Source organism: Paenibacillus sp. UNC451MF (assembly GCF_000686845.1).
Lineage (GTDB): Bacteria > Bacillota > Bacilli > Paenibacillales > NBRC-103111 > Paenibacillus_S.
In genome coordinates, this window is sequence record NZ_JMLS01000009.1 from 145,050 (window position 1) to 171,654 (window position 26,605).

Below are 26,605 nucleotides of genomic sequence, written 5' to 3' on the forward strand. Positions count from 1 at the left end.
GATAATGCCTTATTTGCTACACTATAATCTTTATTTCTTCTTCTCCGTTTCAATCGCTTTGTTCGCCGTCTCTTCCGCTTTCCGCAAGGCGGAATTGATATCTGTCGCATCGGTAGCCACTTCTACAATGGCAGCTTCCAATGGTTTTTGAGCAAGCGGCTCTAAATAGCTGCGTGACGAGCTAGCTGCCGGAGTAAGGAAGTAAGTGGATTGGAAATTAATGTTTTTTACTTTCAAATCCTGACCCATTGCTTTACGAATCTGATCATTTTTCAATGAGGTCATCTCTCCGCGTTTGGATACAATCATTTGATATTCGTCGGAGGTCAAATATTTGATTACTTCCATAGCTGCGTCCTGCTGCTTGGAGATGGACGCGATATTCCAGAACGTCGGATAAGATTGCGGTCCTGTTTTCGGTGAATCCTTAAACACCGGAGAAGATACCATGTTCCATGTCATTTGATCCAGCTCATTCGTGTTAGCCGAATACAGGTCGGACAAATAGACGAACATGGCGAGATTTTTTTCTTTATAAAACTCATTCTTGTACGGCATTTTGTTGGAATTGGAGGCAACGTATTTTTTGTAGTCCGGCATATCGCCCTGTGCTTTGTAAATCCCCTGATATATTCGTTTCCAACGATCATCCTGCGCCAAAGATTTCTCCGTTTTCGGATCTACCGCACCTACTGAAAGCTGATTTAACCGAATATAGTGCAGAGGTGAAACGACGAGACCCAAATAAGTTTTTCCGTTATCCGTTCGGGTCAGCCGTTTGGCAATATCAAGCGTTTCTTCCCAAGTCATACCGTCCTTAGGGTAAGCTTCTCCGAAACGATCGAATATTTCCTTGTTATAATAAGTAACCATCGTCATATCGTTAACAGGCAAACCGTATATTCCGCCTTTGGCCAATTGGCGCATAACATCGATCGACCCTTGGTCGAAACGGTTTAAATCAACATTATGCTGCTTAAGCTTATCGCTGATATCCATGGCCAAACCTGGATTGATGAGCCCATCAAATATATTCCCGGAGCTTTCGTATATGATGTCAATAGGAGTGCCTGCGGTCATTAAATCGGTGATCAAACTTCCTGTAGCCTTTTTAATGTATTTGAACGTGTAATTAGGAAACTTGGCTTTCAAATATTTGCCGTAGTTCGCCTCGAACGACTCTTCGCTCAGCGCGCCGCTGGATGTAATGGTTAAATCCGCTTTTTCCGGAGCCAAGGATTGCTGCTTGGGGGCTTCTTCCTTCTTCCCGCTGTCTGTGCCGCTGCTTCCACTGCCGCTACCACCTGAACCGTTGCCGCCACAAGCGGATATCGTCAAAGAAAGAATGGCTAACCATGCAATAGATATTGCGGCTCTTCTTTTATATTTTACTCTGCCCTTTCCCACGTTCATTCGGACCCCTCCTAATTTGTTCTTGAAGCTCTTTTTGAACTTTCAACAACAGAATATAAGAGCGGATGGTTACGGTCTATCATCTTATCTATACTTATGTATCAAAAATGATCTAGTGATTATCATCGTAAACCCATGATTATTCAGGTCACGCAGCTATTCAAATACAGGGTCAGCTCCCCTTTCTGTGATATAGCCCATTTCTTCAAAGATCGGCTTTCTGCCGTATTTCATTCTGAACTCGCCTGGTGTCATCCCTTGCCCTTTGCGGAAGGATCGTATAAAGTTTTGCGAGTTTTTATACTGCAGCTTACAAGCGATTTCCTTCACCGGCAATCCTGTTTCAATCAGCCATTTGCGCGCCATTTCATGCCGTTGCTTGGCTAAATACTCGCTGAATGTAATATTCATTTCTTTATTAAACAGGCCGCTTAAGTAATTAGGATTGTAATGCAGCCGGGAGGCTACGGTTTCTAGTGACAGATCTGTATCGTACTCTTCTCGTATCATAGTTACGATTTGATCAAGCAGATTTTTTTTGTATGATTTCATGTTCCCCTCTAATGTAGTCAGACATGGATCCATTAACACTTGCTTAAACCAACGTTCGATTTCTGCTTCGGACTGCAGTTTTATTACTTGCTGGATCAAGGATGTCCGGCTGTTTTGCCAAATATCGTATACGATTCCCCACTGCCGCATGTGCTCCATAAATGCAAACAATAGACGTACCATGGACATTTCCAGCGTTTGCGGGTTGCCTGCATGATGAACCATTTCTTTGACAACCTGGTGCAGAAGATTATCCGCCCTCTCGATTTCACAATGCTTGACAGCCTCTAACCATTCCTGCTCCAGCTCATGAGGCAGCGGATAGCCGTTCATTGTTCCTGCAAGAGGCTCTTCATAATAGTAAATTGACTGTTCTTTCGTCCAAATCCGATATTTAAAAGCTTCCAGGCTTTCTTGGTATGCATTAGGAATACTCATTTTGTCTACAAACACAGCACTGACCCCAACGCTTAGTTTCAGTGATAAATATTGCGATACCGCGGTCTGAATCATTTCGACCCAAGTATCCATAACGGCCCTGAATGTATCTTTGCTCTGGCATGGATCAGCCGTCAAAAGTACAATCTTATCTTCGATCGAGACCGGCGTTAGTCGTGAGGAGGAAGGAATAAGCTCCTCTATCACATTACGGATGGCAAACAGCAGCAAATCCCGGTCATTCTCAGCAAAACGGGTATGTTCTATTGGCTCCATCCGCAGCGTCATGACCGCAAACAGCCTTTGTTCGCTAGGAGCCCCTCCGATCAGGGCCAGACGCGAATGCAGCTCCGGCTGTGTATAGCCTCCGAGAAATAGCTGCTGCAGAAAATAGCGGTTCAGTTGAGCCGCCTGATCATCCAATTGATGCTCTAAGCGCCTTTTCATTTCAGTCAAATATTGCAGCTGCGCTTCCATTACGACATCCTTATGACTATCTCCTTGCTTCTGATTAAGTGCAGCTACGTAAATGAATTGCCTCTGCAAGTAAAATAGCCCCATCATCATCAAAGCCATACTGCCTGAGATGAGCATAAACAATTTCCAAGATGAATCTTTCCCTGTAAACAATTCCGCAATAGCCAATGTGGCGCTGCAAATAAAACAAAGACTAAGGCATTTGTACAAGAGCTTGCTTGCTCGAAGCAAAGTATCAACCTCCTTGGGAAACAACTGCTTTCATCATCTATCCCCATTCTAGCTAATTTTGTATGGCACACCATCAGCCTGATTTAACTTGTTCATGAGGAACCTGTAAAAAGCTGTTTGGGCATATGGATGTTACAGGGAAAAGACACATAAAACGGCTGAAAAAACGGCTTTTTTCAAGAAAGTGCAAACAAATCAATAATGTTTAAGGAAAATGATGGGCAATATCAAGAATCTTCAATTGAACGGCAGGACATATTTTAATAAGATGAGTAAAATCGCAGTATTATACGAACTAACTGAAGGTTGGAGAGATGACTTATGGAAAAAAGATTATATCATGGTGCCGCCTTTTATCCGGAGCTTTGGAGTGCAGATGTAGTTGCTCAAGATATAAGGCTCATGAAAGAAGCAGGCATTAACGTAGCGCGGATCGGAGAATTCGCTTGGTCCAAGATGGAACCCGAAGAAGGTAGAATTGATATGAGCTTCTTCGTAAATGTGATCAATCAACTGTATGACAACGGCATTCAAACCGTGATGTGTACCCCGACGCCCACCCCGCCCATTTGGTTTACTCACGGGCATCCGGAGCGGATGTATGTAGATGAGAACGGCACTGTGATGGGCCACGGCTCGAGACAGCATGCGTGTACCAATAACGCTTATTTCAGAGAAAGAGCCGCCATCATTACCGAACATATCGCTAAGGCCGTAGGCCCTCTGCCGGGTGTCATCGGTTGGCAGATCGATAACGAATTCAAGGCGCATGTAGCCGAATGTATGTGTGAGACCTGCAAAGGCTTGTGGCATCAATGGCTGCAAGAGCGCTATGGTACCGTTGAACAGTTGAACGAGGCTTGGGGAACCGACATCTGGAGCGAGTATTACCACACGTTCGATCAAGTTCCGCAGCCGGGAGCAGCACCATTCCTGCACAATTCTTCATTAAAAACGATGTACCAGCTGTTCTCATTTGAAAAAATAGCCGAGTTTTCGGATGAGCAGGCTGCCATCATCCGTAAATATTCAAAAGCACCGATCACTCATAACAGCAGCGTAGCCTTCCACGTAGATAACGAGCGTTTATTCAAAAATTTGGATTTCGCCTCATTCGATACGTATGCTAACTTTGATAATTTGCCGGGATACTTAATCAATTGTGACCTATTCCGAAACTTCAAACATGGCAAGGATTACTGGATTATGGAAACGAGTACTTCGTTCAGTGCTTCGTTAGAAAGCTACGCCAAGCCCCATCCGAACGGTTACTTGCGTTCCGAAGCGGTGGCTGCCTATGCGCTGGGCGCAGAAGCGTTTTGTTACTGGCTGTGGCGCCAACAGCGAGCAGGCTGCGAGCAGCCTCACGGCTCCGTGCTGAGCGCATGGGGCAAACCGACTGTCGGCTACCAAAGTGTGCTGGAGGTCGAGCAGGCTCGTAAGCAGATCGAGCCCATCATCGTTGCTTCACGTCCAACTCAAGCGGAAGTTGCCATTACGTATTCGGATAAGGCCAAAGCGTTCCTCAAAACAGAACCTCACCGCAAGCTGAATCATCGGGGCATCGTGACTTCCTTTTACGAACGTTTCGTCTCTATGGGGATCCATCGTGATCTGACTCCGGAAGGAGCTGATCTTGACGGCTACAAGCTGCTCTTCACTCCATTCCTACATTACGTTTCTCCAGAATATAGAGAACGTGCTAAAGCACTTGCTGAACGGGGTGGAATTTGGGTCATAGGCCCTCTTACGGGAGGCAGAACGGAAAATCATACGATTCATACCGATGCTGCATTAAGCCAAGAGTTGGAACAGCTGGCGGGTGTAGAAACTTTATTTACGTATCCAATGGAGGGCACCGGTACGCTCGGCAATGCATTCGGTGTATCTGCGTCACTGAGCATGTGGAGCTCAATATTTGAAGCAAAGGGCGCTTCCACAGTCGGTACTCTGGAAGAAGGTCTGACACCAGGCAAAGCCTTTATTACCGAACACCGCTGCGGCAAAGGTAAAATCGTGATGCTAGGCTCTCTACCGATCGGAGAGGAAGGCGATCTGCTGCTAAGAAAGCTCATTGATCATTATGCTGTAGAAGCCGGTGTAACGCTTAGAACCGATGTGACACCTGGCACCATTGTAGCTCCGCGGCATACAGACACTCATGAACAGTGGGTCATCGTCAACATGAATGGTAACGGCGGAACCGTCACCCTACCTGAGCAAGGAATGGATATTTTAACGCAAACGAATGTTCAGCCAGGTAAGCTGGAGCTGGGTCCATTCGAATATCGTATCGTACAATTTCCTCGGCAATAATTTCATTGAAGACGCGAAAAAAGCTGATTCCCCTTAGGGTGAATCAGCTTGAGTCTGACGAGAGAAACCTAAGAAACTTGAAATTGTCAATATACTCCGATAGGGCATGCCCCTCCAACCGCTGTTGAAACCCGTGAATTTGATTAGAATTAGCGGTATTTTCACGAATTTCAAAGGCGGACGTAAACTCCTCCGAGGCATGCCCTACCTCCCTATATAGCCAATTTCTCGTGGAGATAGGCTTATCGACAGCCTGGAGCTGATTCCCCTTTGCGTGAATCAGCTTTTTATTTTAGCGGGTAACAGTCAGCTTAACATCGTCGATTCCAAAATGATTCAACGTATTGACTAACGCCAACCTCATTTTTTCCTTATTGGCTTGCTGCTCATCCTCTCTGGTCATATGGATCGTAATTTCTCCAAAGCTTCCATTGAACCTTACCAGCTCGAGCGCCGCCGATCCAGGAAACGGATTCTCAAGGCCCTCTTTACGTGCTTGCAACAAAACCTGAACCGCTGTTATACGCGGCGCCCGAACAGAAGTTTTATTAGGATGCTGTACTTCAACAGCCTCAATGGAATCTTGGTTATACAGGTAAACTGTATAAGTCTCCATACTCTCTGCGTTCGCTTCGTACGATTGCCCTTTAGTGATCTCTTCATTATTCAGTTGTTCTATAAGCCCAAGGATAAGCTCCGTTTCCTGGAACCCCTCCACCCGGTACAGCTCTTTGCCATCATGATCAAGGAATAGCGTAGTCGGATTGGTCTTGATGCGGTATTCATTCGTAATCTCGATTTGAATATCGACATATACCGTTTCTAACTCTATTGTGCTCACTCTCTCTTTGACTTCCCTTAATACGGTTCCCATAGACCTTCCGGTCGGACATGCACTCAATGTGAATAAGACGACTTTATTTACTTTCATACTTGGCACCTCGACTTTTTCTTGTAGTTATGGACTCGTCATTTCCATAGTAACATATAGGATACGGTACCGGGTATTCGTAAAGACTGAGGTGCGATATTTATTGATCAATCAATAACTAAAGTTTAAACGAAAACTTTCTCTCCTTCAATGCCAACACAGTCGAGGTAATCCCCTCCTGGAACGGCGTTGCGGTGATCGGCCCGATGAAGCGTTTGTATTTATCTCCACTAAGCGTAAGCGGCTCTTCGGTTAAATAAAGCATCTCGACGACTTCTTTCATGACGGGCATGCTCATGCCTAGCAACGATAAACCTAATTTTTTCAAAGGAATGACCGGATTAGCATGACCACTTGCCGCTCGAGCAATCCGTACGATCTCTCTACCAGAAATGAGCCCAGCCCCCGGTATATTCCAGTTTTGTCCGTAAGCGAAGTCTTTACATGCCAGCTCGGCAACCATCTTAGCTGCATCCGGTAAATAGACGAATTCTCGAGGAACGTGCATGTTGCCAACGAAAAGGGCCATTTTCCCGGCAGCAATCGCTTCCAGGGTTGAACCTAAATACGATGCTTCATTAGCTGTAGGTCCATAATAATCGGGCAAGCGAACAATCATGACTTTTGCGTTACTCCACCTTTTACTGAATAACATCCGTTCATAATCCAGACGAACTTTTCCTTTTTTCGTATGAGGCTGTTTAGGATGCTCTTCTGTGACAAGATCCATCTGTTTTTTTCCATAAGGATAAATCCCATCAATCGCTACAACTTTAATGGCGAGTTGTTCTGCTGCTTCCATTACCGATTCGCCTAACGGTATCAACTTGGCTGCCATCTCATGATAAGGTACATTCGCGCAATGGAATAGTACGTCTGCGCCGCCTGCTTGAGCTACAATTTCTTTAGAGCACAATGCATCCCCTACGGCAAGCGTCAAATGTGTGGGATTCCCAAGTCCTTCGGCTAATTGTTCCAATTTCTGACGAGAACGCCCAAAAGCAATGGTACTTACTCCGCGTTTGACAAGTTCCTCCGTAATCGCTGCTCCCGTCCCGCCTGTTGCTCCAATTACTATTGCTTTTTCCATTATTACCGACCTCATTTCATTTTGTTATTGATCAATCACTAACTTAAACTCATCATATCATCCAGTTATTGATTAGTCAATTACTAAAATGACACTTTCTTTGGTGAGGGAGACCTTTTTTCGTTTCCCTCACGTTTCTTTTAATTCAGGCATGCTAATGGCTTCCGCAATGTTGCATAACATCCCTCTAGCCAGAAATAACATCGTTCTTTCTTCAGGATTCATGATCTCTGCCTTACGGAAAGCTTCAAGCACGATTTGACGTACTTCCCGAAATCCATTCCGCATTGTATCACGGATAGAATCTTCTTGGATTGTCTGTGCTTGCATCTGAAGAAATACCTCATTGCGGTAATCTTCGAGAATTTTCTCATATGCACTAATTAAATCTGTCTCGAGCTTCTCCGGGGAAGCAGACTCAACGACATGGCGAAAAGATTCAATAATACGCCCCCACGAAACCTCCAATGCAGTCATAAGAAGCGCTTCTTTTGTTGGGAAGAATCGAAAAATATAAGGCTGCGATATAGTCGCCCGTTCAGCGACCTGTGCTGTAGTTGCCCGATAATAACCAATCTCAGCAAACACTTCGATTGCGGCGGAAATGATGTCTGATCTGCGGTTAACAGGGGTCGTTGCGTCTTTAGCCATGAAGATCTAACTCCTCTGCAGTTTGTTAGTGATTAATCACTTTTTATGAGTATAATGGAAAACAGATGTTGTTGCAATTCATCAATCTGGCAAACTAACCTGCCCAGTAGCTGAGAAAAGGTGTTGGAACTATAACCTCATCCGAAACAGAGCCACGGCCACAAAAATCCGACTTGCCCATAGCAAGTCGGATTCCAAGTATCTAAATTCCTATAGGTTTCATCGGCTTTAGTAATGCATCGTGAACACTGCCGTTGCTTCCAACCACATGTTGCACACTCAAATTGTAAGGATTCCCCAATGTGTCGGTGACTCTGCCACCGGCTTCTTCTATAATAAGAACTCCTGCCGCAATATCCCACGCGTTAAGTCCGTACTCCCAGAAGGCGCCAAGCTTACCAGCTCCGACATAGGCCAGATGCAGTGCTGCCGATCCAAGGGAACGGATAGAGCGACACTGAGGAGCGATCTCCTGAAGGCTTGTCATTACCGCCTGGCGGTTCGCCGCTTTGGATGGGAACCCTGTTCCTACTACCGTTTGTGCCAGTTCGACCGCATCGGAGACGGCAATCGGGTTACCGTTCATAAAAGCGCCTTTCCCTTTTTCCGCCCAGAAGATTTCGTCCCTGCACGGGTCATAAATGACTCCGACAATAAGCTCTCCGTAGGAAGCCAGCGCAATGGATACGGTAAAGCCCGGAATCCCTTGCACGTAATTATTCGTGCCATCAATCGGATCGACGATCCAGATGAACGGCTCTGTCTTCGCCTGCTCCAACCGGTCAGCCAGCTCTCCAGCATGGGCGAATGATTCTTCTTCTCCGAGAAAACCATGCTCCGGGTAAGACTCCATCAAGCGCTGTCGTATCAGCTGCTCCGATGCTCTGTCAATCTCCGTTACAACATCGAAGACGGAGCTTTTTTGCTCGGTTGAGAAATCCGAATTCATCTTGGAGTGGATCATTCGTCCCGCTTCTCTCGCTATTCTTCCTGCTGTTTCCAAATAGCTCATGCCAGCTCTCTCCTCTTCTCGATAAAATCTCCAATGATCGCAGCAATGGCATGCCGTTCATGGTGCACGGTAACCGCATCGGCGGCTGCCGCCAATTGAGGATGGGCATTTTCGACCGCATACCCGAAGTCTGCTTGCCGGATCATCGCCAAATCGTTCAAGTTATCACCGACTGCTATCGTGTAGGGCTGATCGATTCCCAATATTCGCAGGAGCTCTACCAGAGCCGTTCCTTTGGTCGTATACTGAGGCAGTATTTCCAGATAATTCGATTCCGAGTAGACCATCTCACAAGGCAAGCCGCTATCCAGAACGACCTGCTCCAATTGCTTGGCCTTATCTATCGAGGAGCTGATAATCATCACCTTGGTTACAGGCTCCGCTATAATGTCGTCGGAGAAGGGCAAGCACACCACGCCATCTTTGTTCTCATGTTTTTCCAGAACAGCGTTGCGAACGGGTGCGTAGACTTGACCGTTACGATATACAAGCAGCGCTAAATCATCTGAGCCTGTCAGGCTTTCCATGAATCGGGACCACAACATAAGGGGTATCGTCAGCTTTTTCTCATACAATACTTTTTTCGTTACAGGATCAACAATCTTGGCCCCGTTATATAAGATGACAGGCACATCCACGCCAAGCTTTTGAACAAAAGGCTCTACCGCATCCTCCATTCGTCCTGTTGCTAAAGTAAACAAACCGCCCATTTCCTTAAACCGCCTAATGGCATTTTCATTCTCGGGACTAATTTGCTGCGTTTGATTCAATAAAGTTCCGTCCAAATCGGAAATGAGTAGTATATTTTTCACATGTTCCAGCCACCCTGTCTGTTTTATATGGAAAGCGAATTCTCTTTACTTCCATTCGTTTTCAGGCCTGAGATCAGCTGGGATTCCAAAGAAATAACAACGTCCATAGCAGCGATTTGTTCCATTGCGGAAACCAGCTGCTCCTGCTTTTTCATTTTCAAGCTAAAATGCAGGTTCATGGATGGTGAAGCGGAGCTCTCACTAGACGAATGCTCATCAGGCATCATTTTCAAATTGGCAATCTGAACATCATGATCACCGAAGATGGACGCGATGCGGCCCAAGGTGCCCGGCTTATCAATAATCTGGATATCGACATCGTGATATCTGCGGTTTCTCATCAGATGCTTCTCCCATTTATTCAGCAGGAACAAGCTGATCAGAACGAGGAAGGTACAGAAGAACGCACCAGTGTAAAATCCTGCGCCTACACTCAAGCCGATGGCTGCCACAACCCATACCGAAGCGGCTGTCGTCAAGCCCTTGATCATATTGCCGTTGCGAAGAATAGCTCCCGCTCCCAGAAAACCGATACCACTGATAACCTGTGCCGCCAAGCGGGCAGGGTCCGTACGTACATTCGCCTCATTGACAAATTGGGAAAAGCCGTAGCTGGACAGCAGCATGATCGTAGTCGATCCGAGGCAAACCAAAATATGAGTGCGAAACCCTGCCGCATGGTTGCTCCATTCCCGTTCCATCCCGATCAAACCGCCCAACACGACGGCCAATATCATCCGGAGCACCAGCTCCCAGTGAGTAATTTCCCACACGCTTCCGCTTACCATTGTCAATGTCTTTCTCTCCCAGCTCAGTAAATTAAGTTATTTTCATATAATATTTCGTTTCAGCTCGCTGCTTGGTGCAGACTCGTTAGTTCGTGGAATGAGCCTTCCACTCTCTTTGTCGTACACGTTCACTTTCTCCGGCGGGATTGTAACCCATACAATCTTGCCGACCGGATAATCCATTTCTCCAATCAATTTAACCAGCAGCAGATTGTCTCCGCGCGTCGTAAGCTGAATGAGCGTTTCCGAGCCTGCGGGCATCACCGAATAAATACTTAATGGGAACGCTCCCTCGGTTTTGTCCGGCGATATGCGAATATCCTCCGGGTAGACGGCCAATACGGTCTTGCTGGATAAAGGCTGAACACCTGGAATGACCATGGTACCAAGCTCTGAATCCGCTGTCATATTGCCATTATGATACGCTGCGTCGGCATCGATAAAATTGATTTTGGGATTGCCGATGAAGTCCGCAACCCGCAAATCGACCGGATGGCGATAAATGTTCCTTGGCGTATCCACCTGCACGAGGTTACCCTCGAAGAAAATGGCTATCTTGGTAGACATCGTTAACGCCTCGACTTGATCATGAGTAACGTAGATGATCGTCGTTTTCAACTCACGGTGCAATCTCTTCAGTTCCGCTCTCATCTCTAGCCTCAGCTTCGCGTCCAGATTGGAGAGCGGCTCGTCAAGCAATAAGATTCTCGGTTCGGTTACAATCGCTCGCGCAATTGCAACCCGCTGTTGTTGACCGCCGGACAGCTCAGAAGGATAGCGGTCTTTGTACTGAATAATTCGCATTTTTTCCAAAGCGCTTTCCACCTTGGTGCGAATTTCCACCTTGGGTGTTTTGTTAATGGAAAGTCCAAAGGCGACGTTATCGAATACCGTCATATGAGGCCACAAAGCATAGCTTTGGAATACAAGATTCAATCCGCGCTTGGAAGGCGGAGCGTAATAGCCTTTTGCCCCGTTGACCATTTCCTTGCCATTGATCGTCAGGATGCCTCCCTCCGGATTCTCCAATCCGGTGATTACGCGAAGTGTTGTCGTCTTACCGCAGCCCGAAGGACCGAGCAGCGTCATAAAGTCGCCATCCTCGATAAATAAATCCAGATCCTTCAGTATATGATTGTTGTCAAAGTATTTATTAATCTTACTCAGTTGTATTCCGCTCATATTATCCTCCTATGCCCTTCGAAAGATCGGCTTTGCCGTACTTCGTCGCAACAAAATTCGTAATCAATATAATTGCGATAATAATGATAACGATAGCGTCAGCATACTGCTGGTAACCCTTTTCCGCGTAACGGAACGTCAATGTCGTCAAAGTGCTTGTCTTCGGCGTCACGAGCAAGATGATCAAATCCAGCTCCTTCATTGCACTTATAAACAAGAGCAGGAAAGCGCTTATAAGACCTTTGCGGCTTAGCGGCACCATGATGTTGAAGAATCTCCGGAACCAGGAGGCTCCGTGCAGCTTGGCTGCTTCTTCCAGCTCTCCGCTGATTTGCAGCATGGTGCTCGTACCCGACCGGGTAGCGAATGGCAGCTCTTTGACGATGGTGATTAATATGACGATGGACAGGGTTCCGTACAAAGCAGGAAGCAGTAAGTGCGGCTGTGCGAACATGGACAAATAAATGGCGGCGAAGGATATGCCTGGAATCAAGTAAGGCATGAATGATAGCTGCTCTACCAGTTTTCCGGAAAGAGTTTTCCTTCCTTTGGAAATGACATATCCGAATATTAAACCCATTATAGCCGCGATTGATGCTGCCAGCAATGCGATTTGTAAAGAATTTTTTAAGCCCAGCCAAATCGTATCGCTTTTCAAAATTCCCACTTCACCAGAAGCTATAGAAAAGTCAGAATCGCCGAACCAATAGTGTGTCGTCAGGTTGCTAAGACTGTAGTTACCGTCTTGCAGCATGAACGTTTGCCACAAGAGCAGCAGCAGCGGGAAAATCCCCGCAGAGAACATAAACAAGAAGACGGCAGCGACGGCAGGAATTTTCCAGCGCCCGAGCGGATTCAAATTTTTCCTTGAATCTTTACCGCCGATAGTAGCATAGCTCTTGCGCTTACCAATGGCACGTTGGTTGAAGTAGATGGTCAGTGACGAGATGATGATCAGTATCAAGCTCAGCACATAGGCATCAGAGATCATCCGGTTTTTCATACTGCCGTAGAGCATCGTGGCGATCGTATAGTATTTGACCGGAAGACCGAGAAATGCTGCCGCACCGAACGTACCCATACTTTTGGAGAAGGTCAGAATCAATGCGGAAAGAATAGCTGGAAGCACCAACGGGAACGTAATTTTTCTAAGAATGGCAAATCGGCTTGCCCCCAAAATATCCGCTGTTTCCTCCAAGCTGCTGTTGATCGAGCTGAGTGATACGGCAATGAGCAAGTAAAAGAACGTGTAATAGTGAGCAACGAGCACGATGGAGATCGGAAGAAAACCGTATGATATCCAGTCTGGAGGGTTGATGCCGAATACATATTGCAGCATTCCTTGCGTCCCGCCTACTCGGTCATTCTTGAATACGATCAGCCACGCGAACGACTTGATCCAGGAAGGCAGCATATAAGGAATAATGGCCAGAAACGCCCATGCCTTCTTGTAAGGAAGATCGGTCCGGGTCACGAGCCATGCTAGGCCGCCCCCAATAATCATAGAGAACACGGAAACGAATACAGCGATATTGAATGAGTTTAACAACGGCTTGTAAAAGATCGATTGACTGATGTCACTGTACAGCACATGGAGCCAATGATTCAGCGTCAACTCACCCGGCACGGCTCCGGGATTGGCTCTAATGTCCTCCGGATGCCAGGTAAAGGTATGCGCCACAATTTCCCACATAGGAATGACAATGGTGTAGCCAAGAAAAATGATGGCGATGGTACTGATCAAATATAACGGATTCGTAAAAAAGCCTTTTATCAGATTGACGGCACGTGTCATCGAGTACTTGGGAGCCGACCTGCCTGAATATTCGATATTGTTCACCACTTACACCCCTTTACAGCCCATTGCTGTTATGTTGTCGATTCGAGTAATGTCGCAGCCTGCAATCGTCTGACCGAATCCAGAACATGCGCGCATAGCGATTGGTCCTGATCGAACTTGTTCATCGTGAGCTCCAAATTATATTTTCCTTTATATCCAGCTTGTTGAAGGGCCGAAACATAATGCTCCAAAGGAAGGCTGTTCCTACGGGTCAAAGGATTATGAGTCCCCGTAGCTCCCATGCCGTGAATATGCGTATGAATCGCTTTTTGCAAAAACTCAACAGGAGGCAAATCGAGCATCGGTTCTTCCGGCAGCTCCTTCAAACCGTGAGTATCCAGCAGATTGGAGTAGAAATGCCCCATATCCCATGTGATACCGACATAAGGGCTGTTCACCTCGTTCACGATCCTTAGAACGCCATCAATAGAGTCGCCGGGGTCTACCTTACTCGACTTTTTGCGATTGTTCTCGATCCCGATACGAAGCGGAAGCTGCTCGGCTTCAATCATTCCGACCCAATCCTGTAAAAGGTCGACCGTTTGGCGATGAAGCTCCTCCTCGGAGCCCGTCTTGGCATCGAAGGCATGAAGCGCCATCGTCAAGCCGTCCTGGTATTTATGAAAATGCTTCAGCACATAGCTCATAGAAGGATAGATTTCGGCGAAACGGGATCCTGGATGCTCCCCCGCCACATGCCCGTGAATGGTCACCTGAAGTCCTACATCCCAAATCGTTTGGATCAGATCGCGGTAAGCCCACTCATCCGCTCCGCGAGGCAGTATCCTTACTTCAATGGAACCGACTCCGCTCGACTTGAGCGCATCCAGCAGCAGCTCCACTCTATCATAATGAGCAATCAGATCGTTGGGACTATCCTTGCTTGCTTTTCCAAGAAATACAGGGCTTTGTATCGAAAAACCTATCATGGGCCAACACTCCGTTTCGATTGGGTACTTTATCGACTTATTGATTTTTGATCCAGAAATTGACGACATCCTGATACACCTTGTAAAATTTCTCGCTGTCGTACTGCCATACATTCAGTTCATTGATATTTTTGCTGTTCTTATGCGACACATCGTCACGGGTCATCCAAGAGCCGATCTCATTAAACGGAGCCGTACCTTCTCCTTTGCCGTTCGCTTCTCCGGCCATCCAGCGCAGCAGCAGCTTCGCCGCATTCGGATGAGGAGCTTTGTTCCCTACGAACAGCAGGCCTTCGTCTACAACCGAGAGCTTCGGCTTCATATCCCAGATGATATCGGCCTTCAAGCCTTTATCCGCCATTTTGCGGATATCCCCCGACACCCCGATGAACACGGGAGCCGGTTTGTTCGGCGCTGCTTTGCCGACAGCGTCCTGACCGTCACCGCTCGCCTTGACGAGAATGACGTTTTTATAGAAACGCTGTAGAAATTCATATCCCGCATTCGGCGTTCCGTTCAAGACGATATCGGAGCCGAACTTATCCTTGTACGCTTTGGCCATCTCGTCCGCGTGGACGACGAACGCTACGAACATATCCATTTGCGCCGGAGACTGCATCGGATCGACCATGAGCACTCTGTTCTTCCACTCCGGTGTCGTCAAGTCCCACCAGTTGTTCACCGGAGGCGTCTTGTTCTGCTCTGTGTTATAGAACAACGTTCGGAATTCCAGGTATGGGACGAAAGCGATCCCCGTACTCCTCCACGGCTCGAATACATGAGCTGCGATATCATTCGGAAGATATTTGAACAGCATGCCCTTCTTGACCAACTCCTCCTCGATGCCGCCGCCCACTTCCTTCGTTAGGACCAGATCGGCATTAAAAATTCCAGCAGCCTGCTCCCGAATGACCTTATCCATGATGACGTTGGATTTCAGATCAAACGCCTCGACCTGGATGCCGGGGTATTTGGCCTCGAATGTTTTTTCTACATCGTTAATCCGTCCTGAAGTAGAATACACCGTCACTTTACCTTCTTTTTTGGCTTTCTCGTAAAGCTCATCTGCCGTCTCTGTCTTGTACAAGCCGTTTTGTTCGGCCCACTCCGATTTGCCCTGTCCTTCTGCGGCTCCGCTTGTCGTTTTATCTGTTGAAGTCTTGGGGGTTGAAGTGCTGCAGGCTGCGATTACCATGCTGAAGGTCAGTAGTAAAACGCAAGTCATCCTCGCTTTTTTCATTTAAATCCCCTGCTTTCCTATAGTGAGTTCCTCACTGCATTTTCAGCCAAAACTCTCTGAACTTCACATAATTTTTGTAAAAAAAGTCGGAGTCATAATCCCACACATGGAGTTTATCGATGGGCAGCTGATCCGTGCGACCATTATCCGTTCGAGTCGACCAGGAGCCCATGACATTAAAAGGCTTGAATCCGTCTGCTTTTCCATCCGCCTCTCCTGCCATCCAACGAATCATCAGCTTTGCGGCATTAACGTTCGGTGCTTTATCCGCTACGTACAAGTAAGACGGTCCAACTACCGATATGCGTGGAAGCACGTCATAGGTAGCAGCTATGCTCAGCTTTTTATCGACAACATCTCTCAGCTTGCTGGATGCGCCTATGCCGATAGGAGGCTTTCCTTGGTTCGTGACGCCTACGGCTTCAACAACTTCGTCGCTTGACTTCATCAGCACGGGGTCATTTTTAAGGAAACGCTTGATGAACTCATAGGCAGCATTTTCCGTTCCTTCAAGGACAATGTCTTTACCGAACTTATCTTTGTAGGCCTGCTTCATCTCATCCGCATGCTGGACCATGGCGAGGAACAAGTCCATCATATCCGCCGAATCGATAGGATCGTTCAACAGCACCTTGCCCTTCCACTCCGGCATCGTCAAATCCCACCAGTTCGTAACAGGCGGCGTTTTGTACACGTCCGTGTTGTAGAATATCGCCCGCAAGCTGAAGTACGGAACCAAACCACTGCTCTTGCTCTTGTAAGGTTCCACCATCTTCGCGGATAGGTCAGTCGGCAAATATTTATGGACCAGCTTCTTCGACGTCAGTTCCGTTGATACGGCCCCGCTGGCATCTTTGACGAAAATGACGTCCGCATTGTAAATGCCCGCCGCCTGCTCCCGAATGACCTTCTCGACAATATCATTCGTCGATAAGTTGAAGGCTTCCACCTTGATTCCCGGATATTTGGCTTCGAAAGTCGCCTTCACATCCTTAATTCGACTGGATTGGGAATACACAACCACTTTGCCTTCCTGCTTCGCTTTGGCATACAGCTCGTCGACCGTCTCCGTTTTATTCAATCCGCTCTTCTCCGCCCATTCGTTCGCTGCCTGAACATTCCCTGCTGCTCCCTGCTTACCATCCCCTCCCGCTTGACTTCCTTTTCCAGGGGCTGAATTGCACGCAGCCAGCATGAACATCATCGTAAAAGCAACCAGTAGCGCAGTAACCGCTTTGCGTTTTGTTCTCATTGTGATGAAGCCTCCCGTTTCCCTATTTGCAGGCACATCCATCGTTGATAACGCTTGCAAGAATCACTCTCATTCCCTTGCGATTGCGGTGCCGTTTATTGTTGCTTCAGCCAGAAATCACGAACTTTAGGCGAATTTTCGTAATAGAAGACCGGGTCATATTTCCATACATTCAGCTTCGCTAGAGGTAAATCCTCCACCTGCTTAACATCCGATCGTGTAGGCCAAGCCCCCCAAATATTGAACGGCTTCAGACCGTCGGCATTTCCGTCCGCTTCTCCAGACATCCAGCGAATGAGCAGCTTAGCCGCATTAGGATGCTTCGACTGATCGCCTACATACAGGAGTGCCTGCTCCACATGAGATACCTTCGGCTTAATATCATACGATACGCCGAGCTTAAGCCCTTGCCCTTGTGCTTCGCGAAGCTTGGTTGAGACAGCCAGCCCGATAGGCGGCTTGGTTTGACCTGTTTTACCAACCGCTTTAACGATATCTCCACCCGAATTGGTCAGGATGAGATCGTTTTTGGATAAACGTCGAATGAATTCATATCCCGCATTCGGTGAACCGTTCAGCTCGATGTCCTTGCCGAATTTCTCTTTGTAAGCCTGCTTCATATCTTCCGCATTTTGTACAAAAGCCAGGAATAAGTCCATCGTATCCGCCGATTTCATCGGGTCGCTAATCATTAGACGTCCTTTCCATTCAGGTGTCGTCAGATCCCACCAGTTGGAGATCGGAGGCGTTTTGTACACATCAGAGTTATAAAAGATGCCTCTGACTTCTACATAAGGAACAAGACCTTCGACTTGCGTTTTATACGGTTCTACCATTTTACCTACGAGATCGCTCGGCATATATTTGTGAACGATGCCTTTTTTGAGCAGCTCCATCGTGAAGGTGCCCCCCGTGTCTTTGGTAAAAATAACATCCGCATTATAAACGCCGGCGCCATGCTCCCGTACCAGCTTCTCCAGCATATCGACCGAGCTGATGTTGTAGGCTTCTACCTTCACGCCGGGGTACTTGGCCTCGAACGAATCTTTGACATCGCTAACCCGACTGGACATGGAATAAAGCACGACCGTGCCTTCTTCCTTAGCCTTAGCGTAAAGCTCTGCTGCCGTCTCCGTCTTGTTGAGTCCCGCCTTCTCAGCCCATCCGGCTGCTGTTCCTGAACTCCCTTGAGCGCCGGTGGCTTTGCTGCTTCCTCCTGATCCACCGCATGCGCTTACGGTTAATGCGATCGAGCATAACAATGCCGCCAAGGTTGACTTCCTTATTGCCTTGCTCATGGTAACCCCCCTTTTAATTGTGTACATACAGCCATTGAATAGATTAAGCGCTTTCCCTAATAGTCAATAACAAGCTCCTCACAGTAGAACGATCAGGAGCCTTGTTCTTCCTTCCATCGCGTCCAGGAAAGCTCATATTGGTTATGATTATTATGGATACAGTAAGTGTAAAAACGTCCGATAAACGCTAGCCGTTCCTGAGCCGCTTCGTATTTGTACGTATCCTTCGGGTCCATACGGTTAAAATCTCTTCCACCAATAGCGGTATTTCGCTGTAAAATATGATCAAGACTAACGTTCGCAGCATTATTCATCATATCGTACATACAGAAAAATGTGCTGGCACGCCCTACGCCTCCGCGACAATGAAAATGAAGCCACATTGGATCCGGGAGTTCTTTGACCCAGGCAATGAACCGATCCACTTCCGCATCAGAAGGACGATGATGGTCCGTAACGAAAAATCGTTTATACTGGACCCCTTCCAACTGTGCCAAAGCTTCTTCGCTCAGTACCTGTACAGTCTCTTCCAGCGGATGCTCTATGAACACCGACTTGCCTTCCACATAATCGAATCTTATCGATTTTTCACGAATCAGGTTGTTTAACAGCCTATCGTTTACTGCCTGCACCTCTTCATTGGTCAAACCTTTATTCGCACCATTGTGGCTACCAAGCCAATTGACCGCCATGCCATTGACGAAGCCGTGGCTTTCCTGGCGCAGATCCACCAGCGTGATCGGAACTGGGCCGACACTTCGCTTAAGGTTCTGCAGCTCTTGATGCGAATATTGACCGCTAGCCGATGCCCGAAGCTCTCCAAATCCCGTTAAATCCAAATCGGCTTCGGCTGGTATGGACACCATCGATGGCATCCGAAATCGCTTGGGCAGCCGGTCGATATTTTCTCTTTCAACAACCAGACGGATCAAATCCGTTCCTTCCGTATTTGACATCTACAGCCGACCTCCCTGCGATTAGCAAAGTTAGCACCTTAAGTAAGCGTTGCCATTCTATAAAAAAAGGAGACTTGTCACACATCGAAGTCTCTATTCTTTTGAGGCAGATTGCTGCGTAATTGATGAGCATGTGTTTCGCACGATCAGCTGCGTTTCCAGCGTAATGGAGTCTGCCGTGAGCATATTGTCCGACATCATTTGCATTAACAGCTCTGCCGCCTTTCTTCCCATCTCCTTGCGTGGCTGCGCTACTGTCGTCAGCTTGATCCAATGCAGATCCGTTACTTCCAAATTATCGAAGCCGATAATGCTGATCTGCGCCGGTACGGCTATCTTGTTCTTTGCTGTATACTCCAGGGCACCGATGCCAAGCAAATCGTTAGCTGCGAATACCGCCGTCATAGCCGGGAGCTGTTCCATCAACCGTCCCATGGCGTTATACCCGCACTCGATCGTCCGACCGTTCCAAGAAATTCCTTGGGGGTCCGGGGTAAGCCCCTGCTTCTTCAAGCTGTCTATATAACCGCGATACCGTTCCTGACCGGTAAACGAATAACGAGGCATTCCGATAAAGCCGATTTGCCTATGTCCCAAGGAGAATAAATAATCCATCGCGCGACAGGTGCCTTCATAGTGGTTAACGTCTACAAAAGGCATGTTCAGCGTTTCGGGTGGCCGTCTGCGGAGAAAGACAACCGGGATGTTCAATCTTTGCAGCAGCTCGATCGCCTCATCATCCAGAAAATCCGGCGTTACAATAATGCCGTCCATTTTCCGCTCCATGACGCTGGTCAAAAACCGTTTTTCCTTGTCAGGTCTACGGGAGGTATTGACATAAACGACCTGGTATCCATTTTCCGATAACACTTCCTCCACATCATGAGCCATTGCCGAGAAAAAAGGATCGGTGATGTCCGGGATCATAAGTCCCACTGTATTGGATTTGCGTTGGATCAAGCTTCGGGCCAAAGCATTCGGCGTATAGTTAAACCGCTTCATCGCCTCCAGCACTTCCTGCTTTGTTTCTTCCCGGATATCCGGATGATTGTTAAGTGCACGCGAGACGGTCGAGACGGAAACACCGAGCTGTTTAGCGATATCTTTAATAGTTAGCATAGTTGGGATTCTCCTTTGGTAACGTTTCCGGTAACGTTACCAAAAGTGTAAAATAAACCGCTTTCTTTGTCAACGAAAACCTTTTGCTCCGATGGCAATATTTTCGCATGAATCAAGATTGCGGTTCGCTCGCTGCAAGCCATTGCGACCACGTCGTCACATAGTCGTCCCGGTTGTCAGAGCAGTAGTCATAAAAACGGTGAAGAAAGGCCAGTCGTTCCAAGGCAGGGCCATACTTATATTCATCCTTCGGGTCTGCGCTGTTTACGTCCTTGCCGCCTATCAGAATATGTCTGTGAATGATATCATCTTTACTAATCCGGCGGGCATTGTGCAGCATATCATACATGAGCATAAAGCTGGTTGTGCGCCCTACTCCGCCACGGCAATGGAAGTGAAGCCAAGCTCCCTGAGGCAGCCCAATCGCATAACGAATAAAACGGTCGACTTCTTTATCTGATGGCCTATGATGATCCGTAACAAAGAAACGAATGTAGTCCGCACCTTCGGATTTAACCAGTTCTTCCTCCGTCAGGACCGTCTTCTGGCCGATGACAGGGCTGTCCAGATCAACGGATTTTTTCTCCAAACGGTCGAAAACAAGCTCCTGTGAATCTGCAACCTCTTGAAGAAGCTTCCCCTCTTCCATAAGTATCTCCTCATGCGTGAGATGCTTGTTGCAGCCGTTGTTGAGTCCATACCAACTGATTGCCATTCCATTGACGAAACCATGGCTTTCCTGACGCAAATCCACGACCGTTATGCGAGTTTCGCCTATGGTTTGCTGCATTAGCTGCAGCCCTTTTTGCGAAAATTGCCCGCTGCCGGATATATTCAATTCAGCCAACCCGGTTAGATTAGATTGCTCGCTTAATCCATCCGGTAACGGAGCGGTCATTCGGAATTTTTTGGGCAGTGCGAGCTTATTGTCTACATCGATGATACGGTGTGCATTTTGGCTTTGCATACCTACATCTCCTTTCTAGTTTTTTTTTGATTTTTCGAGTTAAAAAGGATTCGTCCTCACCGGAAGCGTATTTTCCGTTTGCATCAATCTGTGAAGCAGCTTCCATAAAAGCTCTGCGCGGACTTCTTTGTACTTCGGTTCATTCCATACGTTCGTCGATTGCAGTGGGTCCTGTTGCAAATCAAACAGTTCTCCATCCTCCCGATCGCTCCACACGGTCAGGCGATAGTCACGGCTGCGCAGCGTCTTTTCGAATACCTCGGCCGTATTGATACGGGACACCTCGAAGTTATTCTCGATTAAGGCAAAAGGAATCCTGCCCGGGTCGCCCTCTCCCTTAAGCAAAGGCAGCAAGCTTCTTGCTTGCATAGAGTGAGGCTTCATACTGCCAGTCAAATCGCAAATCGTCGGTGCCAGATCGAACAATTGGACGACATCCTCAATTACACGGGACGAAGGAGGCTGCTTCTTCATCTCTGGCGTTCTTACGATCATTGGAATACGAATGCTCTCATCCTCGGACCTGCCCTTGCCCCAACGGCCATAATCGCCGAGAAATTCGCCGTGATCGCTGGAAAATAACACGGCGGTCCGATCCGCCAATCCCGATTCGTCCAAGTGTCGAAGTATCTCCCCTACACAATCATCCACATGCGAGACCAGCGTGTAATACGCCGCCTTTTTCTGGCGAATGGCTTCTTCATTATCCGACGTGATCTCGCAGTTTCTTGGCAAAGACATTGCTTTAGGGTCATAACGGTCGGCCAAATCGGTCGGAACGATAAAGGGAGAATGCGGATCGAAAAAGCTCGACCACAGAAGAAAGGGAGCCCCGCCGTAACGCTCCAAAAATTCAATGGATGCCGTACTGACCCACTTGCTGTGCGAAGCGCTCGCTGGGAAGTCTCCTCTGGCCGACAGATGATCCGTATGGCTCCTGACACGGACAGCACCTGGTTCAAGTCGAATGGCATCCGCATATTCCGGATGATTGCGCTCTACCCATTGTGTGTACGGATCCCTGTAAGTTCCTCGTTCATCTGTAACCTGGAGTGTACGGTATCCGTAGCTCGGATGCGGCGCCGTATGATCGCGATACGTATGGTTTTGCACATGTAGCTTACCGATGTGAGCCGTATGATAGCCTCGCTGGCTGAGGATGTGCGGGAAAGTCACCTCCTCAACGGATAATCGCACGCCTCCGCCGCGAACTCTATGCGCATGAGGAAAACGTCCTGTGAGCAGCGACGACCTCGCCGGCATGCACGCCGGAGCATTCGTAAAAGCATGGGCGAATCGAACTCCTTCCTCAGCCAGTCTATCGATATGAGGCGTATGGATTTCTTTGTTGCCTGCACATGAGAGCGCGTCCCAGCGCAGCTGATCTACCGTAATAATGAGGATGTTCATCATTCTATCCCCCCTCCTTGTGAGCGTTGATATTAAGAAAAGAGAAAGCGCTTAACCTAATCTGTAAAAATAATCTCCCAATCCGTTTAATCAGGAGAACTGTGAATAAGCATGATAATTGGTAACGTTACCGGAAACGTTACCAAAATTGTAAAATAAACCTTGGCATCTGTCAATGATAAAATGAAATCGCTTTATTTTTGTAACACACAGCCCAGTTCCTACATATGATAAATACTGGGAGGTGCTTTATTATGAAAGTAAGAAGCGTCTTGATCGCACTCTTCGGACTTTGGTTAATGGCTGCTCCTTGGTATTTTGGTTACACGCAAGAAACCACAGCTATGTGGGCAAGCATCCTGGTCGGATTGATTCAAATCATGGCTGCCCTCTGGTCCATGTTTAGACCGGTTGGCGACTCACTTCCTAATCTCATCACTCTTATTACAGGCTTGTTCATGGCCATCACACCGTTCATCCAACCGATCAACGATCATAAACAATTATGGATCGGTGCGGCCTTAGGTGTCTTGACGATATTGCTCAGCTTCACCAACTTGGGAACGAGAAGGAAAGGCTAGTTTTTCTAAAAAGAAAACTTTTAACCCCAGAGCAAATGATGCATAGTATCGTCCAAACTGTAAATACTTTACATAAGTCATTTTGCCGAGGTGGAACCATGATCCGTAATTTCCTTACGATTCTCAAAGACTACTTCCTCCCCAATCAACTGGATAATCCGTTTCATTATTACGATGAATACGGACATTACTCCTATTCCAAAATAGCTGAACTAGATTATGAGCCAATCAACGACGATCCCGATTACAAAAAGTTTCAATAAGGACATCATGTTCATTAGCTTGCTTGAAGACAGCAAACGGCCCTCTCCCGCTTAAGGGAAAGGACCGTTCTTTGTTGTCTCTTATGAAGGCAGCTTGTAAAATCGAACGCAAGTCGGTTGAGGAATCGTGATCACCTGTCCGGTTGGTGTCAGCTTGCCGCTGTCCTGATCGACCGTGAAGACGTGAACCGAATCGGAATCTTTGTTAGCCGCCAGCAATGAGCGACCACTTGGCGTAAGGCTGAAATGGCGAGGATGCTCACCGCCCGTGGAAATATGCTGAACCAAGCTAAGCTTGCCGCTGCTTTTATCGATAGCAAACACGACAATACTGTCATGTCCACGGTTAGAACCGTATAAGAATGAGCCGCAGGAAGAAATCTGCACTTCGGCTGTGCTGCTTGTTCCGCTAAAATCTGCCGGCAAAGCAGATATTGTTTGAATTTCTTGCAATTTCCCGGCTTGCCCGTCGTAAGCAAATACCGTTAACGTAGAATTCAATTCGTTAATTACATACGCATAGGCTAAGGACGGGTGGAATGCAAAATGCCTCGGCCCAGAGCCCGGAGCCAGCTTAACATCATCATGAGAAACGAATTTTCCTTCCTCACGATTTAGACGGTACACCTTGATTGTATCCATTCCCAGATCCGGAACCATAACGAACTGATCCGTTGGATCGGTATAGATGGAATGAGGGTGTGCGCTATCCTGACGCTTTGCCACTACGCTCGATCCTTCATGCCGAACCTTGTCCGATAATGGACCAATCTCACCATTGGGCTGAATAGGGAACAGATTGATCGTACCCTCGGAATAACTTACAGTCATAGCGAACTGCTCCGCATGATCGAGATTAATATGTGTAGCCGATTTGTCCGAGCTAGGCTGCTGTCCTGCCAAGGACAAGGCGCCAGATTGCGGATCGATCCGGTACGTGAGTACTGCCCCGCTATCCTGCCCCTCATCAGCCTGGGTGTAGGAATACAAAAGCCCTTTGGACTGGCTAACGGTCATAAAGGTAGGGTTTATCAGGCCCGATACAGTATCTACACTAGAAAGCTCTCCAGTCTGCTCATCCAGAACATAGGTGTAAATCCCTGGCGATTGTTTATCTGCGTAAGAGCCGAAATAGGTAATCCATTTGGAATTGTCCATGCAAGCATCTCCTAATCTTTTGGCGGTTTCAAAGCTTATTTTACCCAATCATACCTAACATTGCCATGCTTGGCGTTATACCAAGGATACTTGAGCCCCTCCGGCGATTTCTACGATGTCGCCGTCCACGCTGATCCATACGGACTTCGCTGACGGGTTATATACAAAATCGCAAGAAGCTGAGAATTGAAGCTGGCGGAACGCTTTGAAATAATCAACGATCTCAATATTCGTAGCGTACCAGATATCGTCTTTATTGCTGATATATTGGCAGAAGTTCTCAATTAAATCCCAGTTGTTATCCGTGTCGAACTCGTAGCTGTGCCCCCACACATACATCATGTATAGGTACTGCTTTTTATGTAATTCTACGAAAGATTCGGCCAGAGCCATTAGATTTCTCTTATGATGGCATGTTGGCTTCCACTGCATCCAATCATCCGGGAGCCCGAAGCCTCCGGTCGCTTCCACTACTCTTGCATATTCGATGCCTAGGTGAGGCAGCGTTTCTTTAATCTGACGGTTGAACGAACCGTTAGGGTAGGACAGTCCGCGAACCGTATAGCCTACAATACTCTCCAACGCTTTACGATCCTCTAGTACCTCTTCGAGAAGCTGCTCTCTCGGAGACCTTACAATCGTCGGATGTGTGACGGTATGGGTGGACACCTCTTGTCCTTTATACAACTCAGCGGCCTCTTCCTTCGTAATCCTATCGCCGGTTCCCATCAGACCGGAGTTAATATGAAAGGCTCCTTTAATCCCATAATCATTGAATATTTTGACGAGTCTGCGATCCGCTGCTCTTCCATCATCATAGCTCATTGTCAGCACTTTAAATTTACCTTGCGGATAGGTCATTAAGATTTTAGGCATTGCAGAAACCGCCTCCTGAGGGATGTAATATTTACATTGATTCTATGACTCTAGTTTATCACCGATAGCATTTCGTGGAAATGCTTTAATATGATCATAAGTACAGTTAACACCACTTGATTGTCATAAGGGTTATTCCCCGCTTACCAACCAATTTACGGCTTCTAACAAATCCTTTGCAACAAAATCCGGTGGCGCTTGATCATACCACTTGTATCGATGAGAATCCATAGAAGCACTGCCCCAGCCGGTCATGACGAGTACTTTCACAGCTCCTACGGCTGTTGCGGCTAACATGTCCGTCGATCCCACATCGCCAATTACCGCACAACGGGTTAGATCAAGCCCATGCTCATTTGCCGCTTGAAGCAGCATCCCTGGTCGTGGTTTATGGCACTCGCACCCCTCATCCGATTCATGTGGACAAATGTAAGAAGCATCAAAGCCATAGGAAGCAAATTGCTCAATAAAATCTTGTTCGGATGCAAGGCCTTTCGCGATGTTATGTTGATTAGTAAGAGCGAAAACTTTAATCCCATGGTCTTTTAATAGTTTCAACGCTTCCAATGAATAAGGGAACAGCTCAAAGTCACGAGGATGAATGAAACGCCCCGTCCCACCTATCGTTCCGTCACGATCGATAAAGACTGCTTGAATATTTTGCATAAACTCTCCTCAAAATCCGTAATGTTCTGACCTTTACCCAAAATGCCCGTGTATATGAATTATACATTTTATTGTAAATCTCCTTTAAAATAACACTTTCTACATTTACAGAAATACAAAGAGAGCTATCCAAAAGTCTAAAGCCGACTTTTGAATA

Annotated in this window: 24 protein-coding genes; 3 read left to right on the forward strand and 21 right to left on the reverse strand. The window is 47.2% G+C overall.

Annotated elements, in window-relative coordinates; all coding sequences use genetic code 11:
* Positions 1–30: 30 nt before the first annotated feature.
* Both BP97_RS0113180 and BP97_RS0113185 read right to left on the reverse strand, forming a co-directional pair.
* Positions 31–1,413, reverse strand: a complete 1,383-nt coding sequence (locus BP97_RS0113180) for an ABC transporter substrate-binding protein (protein WP_028549522.1) — start codon at positions 1,411–1,413, stop codon at positions 31–33.
* A 156-nt stretch (positions 1,414–1,569) separates the two neighbouring features.
* Positions 1,570–3,111 carry a helix-turn-helix domain-containing protein gene (locus tag BP97_RS0113185; RefSeq protein WP_028549523.1) on the reverse strand — a complete coding sequence of 514 codons (1,542 nt, stop codon included), beginning with the start codon at positions 3,109–3,111 and terminating at the stop codon, positions 1,570–1,572.
* 321 nt (positions 3,112–3,432) lie between these two features.
* Here BP97_RS0113185 and BP97_RS0113190 point away from each other — a divergent pair, with 321 nt between their 5' ends.
* The gene (locus BP97_RS0113190; protein WP_028549524.1) at positions 3,433–5,427 is read left to right on the forward strand and encodes a beta-galactosidase; all 1,995 of its coding nucleotides are present in this window, start codon (positions 3,433–3,435) and stop codon (positions 5,425–5,427) included.
* A 292-nt stretch (positions 5,428–5,719) separates the two neighbouring features.
* On the opposite strand, the gene BP97_RS0113195 is transcribed toward BP97_RS0113190, so the two are convergent.
* From BP97_RS0113195 to BP97_RS0113270, 16 genes are all read right to left on the reverse strand, one after another.
* Positions 5,720–6,358 (reverse strand): thioredoxin family protein, encoded by a 639-nt coding sequence (locus BP97_RS0113195; RefSeq protein ID WP_036745800.1) that lies wholly within the window; start codon positions 6,356–6,358, stop codon positions 5,720–5,722.
* Positions 6,359–6,476: 118 nt separating this feature from the next.
* Entirely contained in the window at positions 6,477–7,448 is a 972-nt protein-coding gene (locus tag BP97_RS0113200) for an SDR family NAD(P)-dependent oxidoreductase (RefSeq protein ID WP_028549526.1), read from the reverse strand.
* A gap of 129 nt (positions 7,449–7,577) precedes the next feature.
* Positions 7,578–8,099, reverse strand: coding sequence for a TetR/AcrR family transcriptional regulator (locus BP97_RS0113205; protein WP_028549527.1), 522 nt, complete (start codon positions 8,097–8,099; stop codon positions 7,578–7,580).
* Positions 8,100–8,301: 202 nt separating this feature from the next.
* Positions 8,302–9,111: an inositol monophosphatase family protein gene (locus BP97_RS0113210; protein ID WP_028549528.1), complete on the reverse strand. Its 810-nt coding sequence runs from the start codon at positions 9,109–9,111 to the stop codon at positions 8,302–8,304.
* Positions 9,108–9,923, reverse strand: a complete 816-nt coding sequence (locus tag BP97_RS0113215; protein WP_051620552.1) for a Cof-type HAD-IIB family hydrolase — start codon at positions 9,921–9,923, stop codon at positions 9,108–9,110. Before BP97_RS0113215 ends, BP97_RS0113210 begins: the two co-directional genes overlap by 4 nt.
* Positions 9,924–9,946: 23 nt before the next feature.
* A complete protein-coding gene (locus BP97_RS0113220) occupies positions 9,947–10,711 on the reverse strand; it encodes an MgtC/SapB family protein (RefSeq protein WP_197035464.1) in 765 nt (254 codons plus the stop codon).
* Positions 10,712–10,753: 42 nt separating this feature from the next.
* Entirely contained in the window at positions 10,754–11,893 is a 1,140-nt protein-coding gene (locus BP97_RS36160; RefSeq protein ID WP_051620553.1) for an ABC transporter ATP-binding protein, read from the reverse strand.
* Position 11,894: 1 nt separating this feature from the next.
* Positions 11,895–13,733: an ABC transporter permease gene (locus BP97_RS0113230; RefSeq protein ID WP_028549531.1), complete on the reverse strand. Its 1,839-nt coding sequence runs from the start codon at positions 13,731–13,733 to the stop codon at positions 11,895–11,897.
* Between the two features lie 29 nt (positions 13,734–13,762).
* Positions 13,763–14,662 carry a sugar phosphate isomerase/epimerase family protein gene (locus BP97_RS0113235; protein ID WP_028549532.1) on the reverse strand — a complete coding sequence of 300 codons (900 nt, stop codon included), beginning with the start codon at positions 14,660–14,662 and terminating at the stop codon, positions 13,763–13,765.
* 37 nt (positions 14,663–14,699) lie between these two features.
* Positions 14,700–15,902 (reverse strand): ABC transporter substrate-binding protein, encoded by a 1,203-nt coding sequence (locus BP97_RS0113240; RefSeq protein ID WP_028549533.1) that lies wholly within the window; start codon positions 15,900–15,902, stop codon positions 14,700–14,702.
* Between the two features lie 31 nt (positions 15,903–15,933).
* Positions 15,934–17,154: an ABC transporter substrate-binding protein gene (locus BP97_RS0113245; protein ID WP_036745802.1), complete on the reverse strand. Its 1,221-nt coding sequence runs from the start codon at positions 17,152–17,154 to the stop codon at positions 15,934–15,936.
* 95 nt (positions 17,155–17,249) lie between these two features.
* The gene (locus BP97_RS0113250; protein ID WP_028549535.1) at positions 17,250–18,452 is read right to left on the reverse strand and encodes an ABC transporter substrate-binding protein; all 1,203 of its coding nucleotides are present in this window, start codon (positions 18,450–18,452) and stop codon (positions 17,250–17,252) included.
* A 92-nt stretch (positions 18,453–18,544) separates the two neighbouring features.
* The gene (locus BP97_RS36165) at positions 18,545–19,408 is read right to left on the reverse strand and encodes a phosphatase domain-containing protein (protein ID WP_051620554.1); all 864 of its coding nucleotides are present in this window, start codon (positions 19,406–19,408) and stop codon (positions 18,545–18,547) included.
* Between the two features lie 93 nt (positions 19,409–19,501).
* Entirely contained in the window at positions 19,502–20,527 is a 1,026-nt protein-coding gene (locus BP97_RS36170) for a LacI family DNA-binding transcriptional regulator (RefSeq protein WP_051620555.1), read from the reverse strand.
* Positions 20,528–20,639: 112 nt separating this feature from the next.
* Entirely contained in the window at positions 20,640–21,494 is an 855-nt protein-coding gene (locus BP97_RS36175; RefSeq protein ID WP_036745805.1) for a protein-tyrosine phosphatase family protein, read from the reverse strand.
* Positions 21,495–21,533: 39 nt separating this feature from the next.
* Positions 21,534–22,907 carry a sulfatase family protein gene (locus BP97_RS0113270; RefSeq protein ID WP_028549536.1) on the reverse strand — a complete coding sequence of 458 codons (1,374 nt, stop codon included), beginning with the start codon at positions 22,905–22,907 and terminating at the stop codon, positions 21,534–21,536.
* Positions 22,908–23,158: 251 nt separating this feature from the next.
* On the opposite strand from BP97_RS0113270, the gene BP97_RS0113275 reads away from it, so the two are divergent.
* Together BP97_RS0113275 and BP97_RS40180 are read left to right on the forward strand one after the other, a co-directional pair.
* Positions 23,159–23,485, forward strand: coding sequence for an SPW repeat protein (locus tag BP97_RS0113275; protein ID WP_028549537.1), 327 nt, complete (start codon positions 23,159–23,161; stop codon positions 23,483–23,485).
* A 98-nt stretch (positions 23,486–23,583) separates the two neighbouring features.
* Positions 23,584–23,748 (forward strand): hypothetical protein, encoded by a 165-nt coding sequence (locus BP97_RS40180; RefSeq protein ID WP_156043205.1) that lies wholly within the window; start codon positions 23,584–23,586, stop codon positions 23,746–23,748.
* Between the two features lie 81 nt (positions 23,749–23,829).
* Here BP97_RS40180 and BP97_RS0113285 read toward each other — a convergent pair whose 3' ends face one another.
* From BP97_RS0113285 to BP97_RS0113295, 3 genes are all read right to left on the reverse strand, one after another.
* Positions 23,830–24,906: a lactonase family protein gene (locus BP97_RS0113285; protein WP_028549538.1), complete on the reverse strand. Its 1,077-nt coding sequence runs from the start codon at positions 24,904–24,906 to the stop codon at positions 23,830–23,832.
* A gap of 75 nt (positions 24,907–24,981) precedes the next feature.
* The gene (locus tag BP97_RS0113290) at positions 24,982–25,782 is read right to left on the reverse strand and encodes a polysaccharide deacetylase family protein (RefSeq protein ID WP_028549539.1); all 801 of its coding nucleotides are present in this window, start codon (positions 25,780–25,782) and stop codon (positions 24,982–24,984) included.
* Positions 25,783–25,914: 132 nt separating this feature from the next.
* On the reverse strand, positions 25,915–26,448 hold the full coding sequence (locus BP97_RS0113295; protein ID WP_028549540.1) for an HAD-IIIA family hydrolase: 534 nt from the start codon (positions 26,446–26,448) through the stop codon (positions 25,915–25,917).
* Between the last annotated feature and the right edge of the window lie 157 nt (positions 26,449–26,605).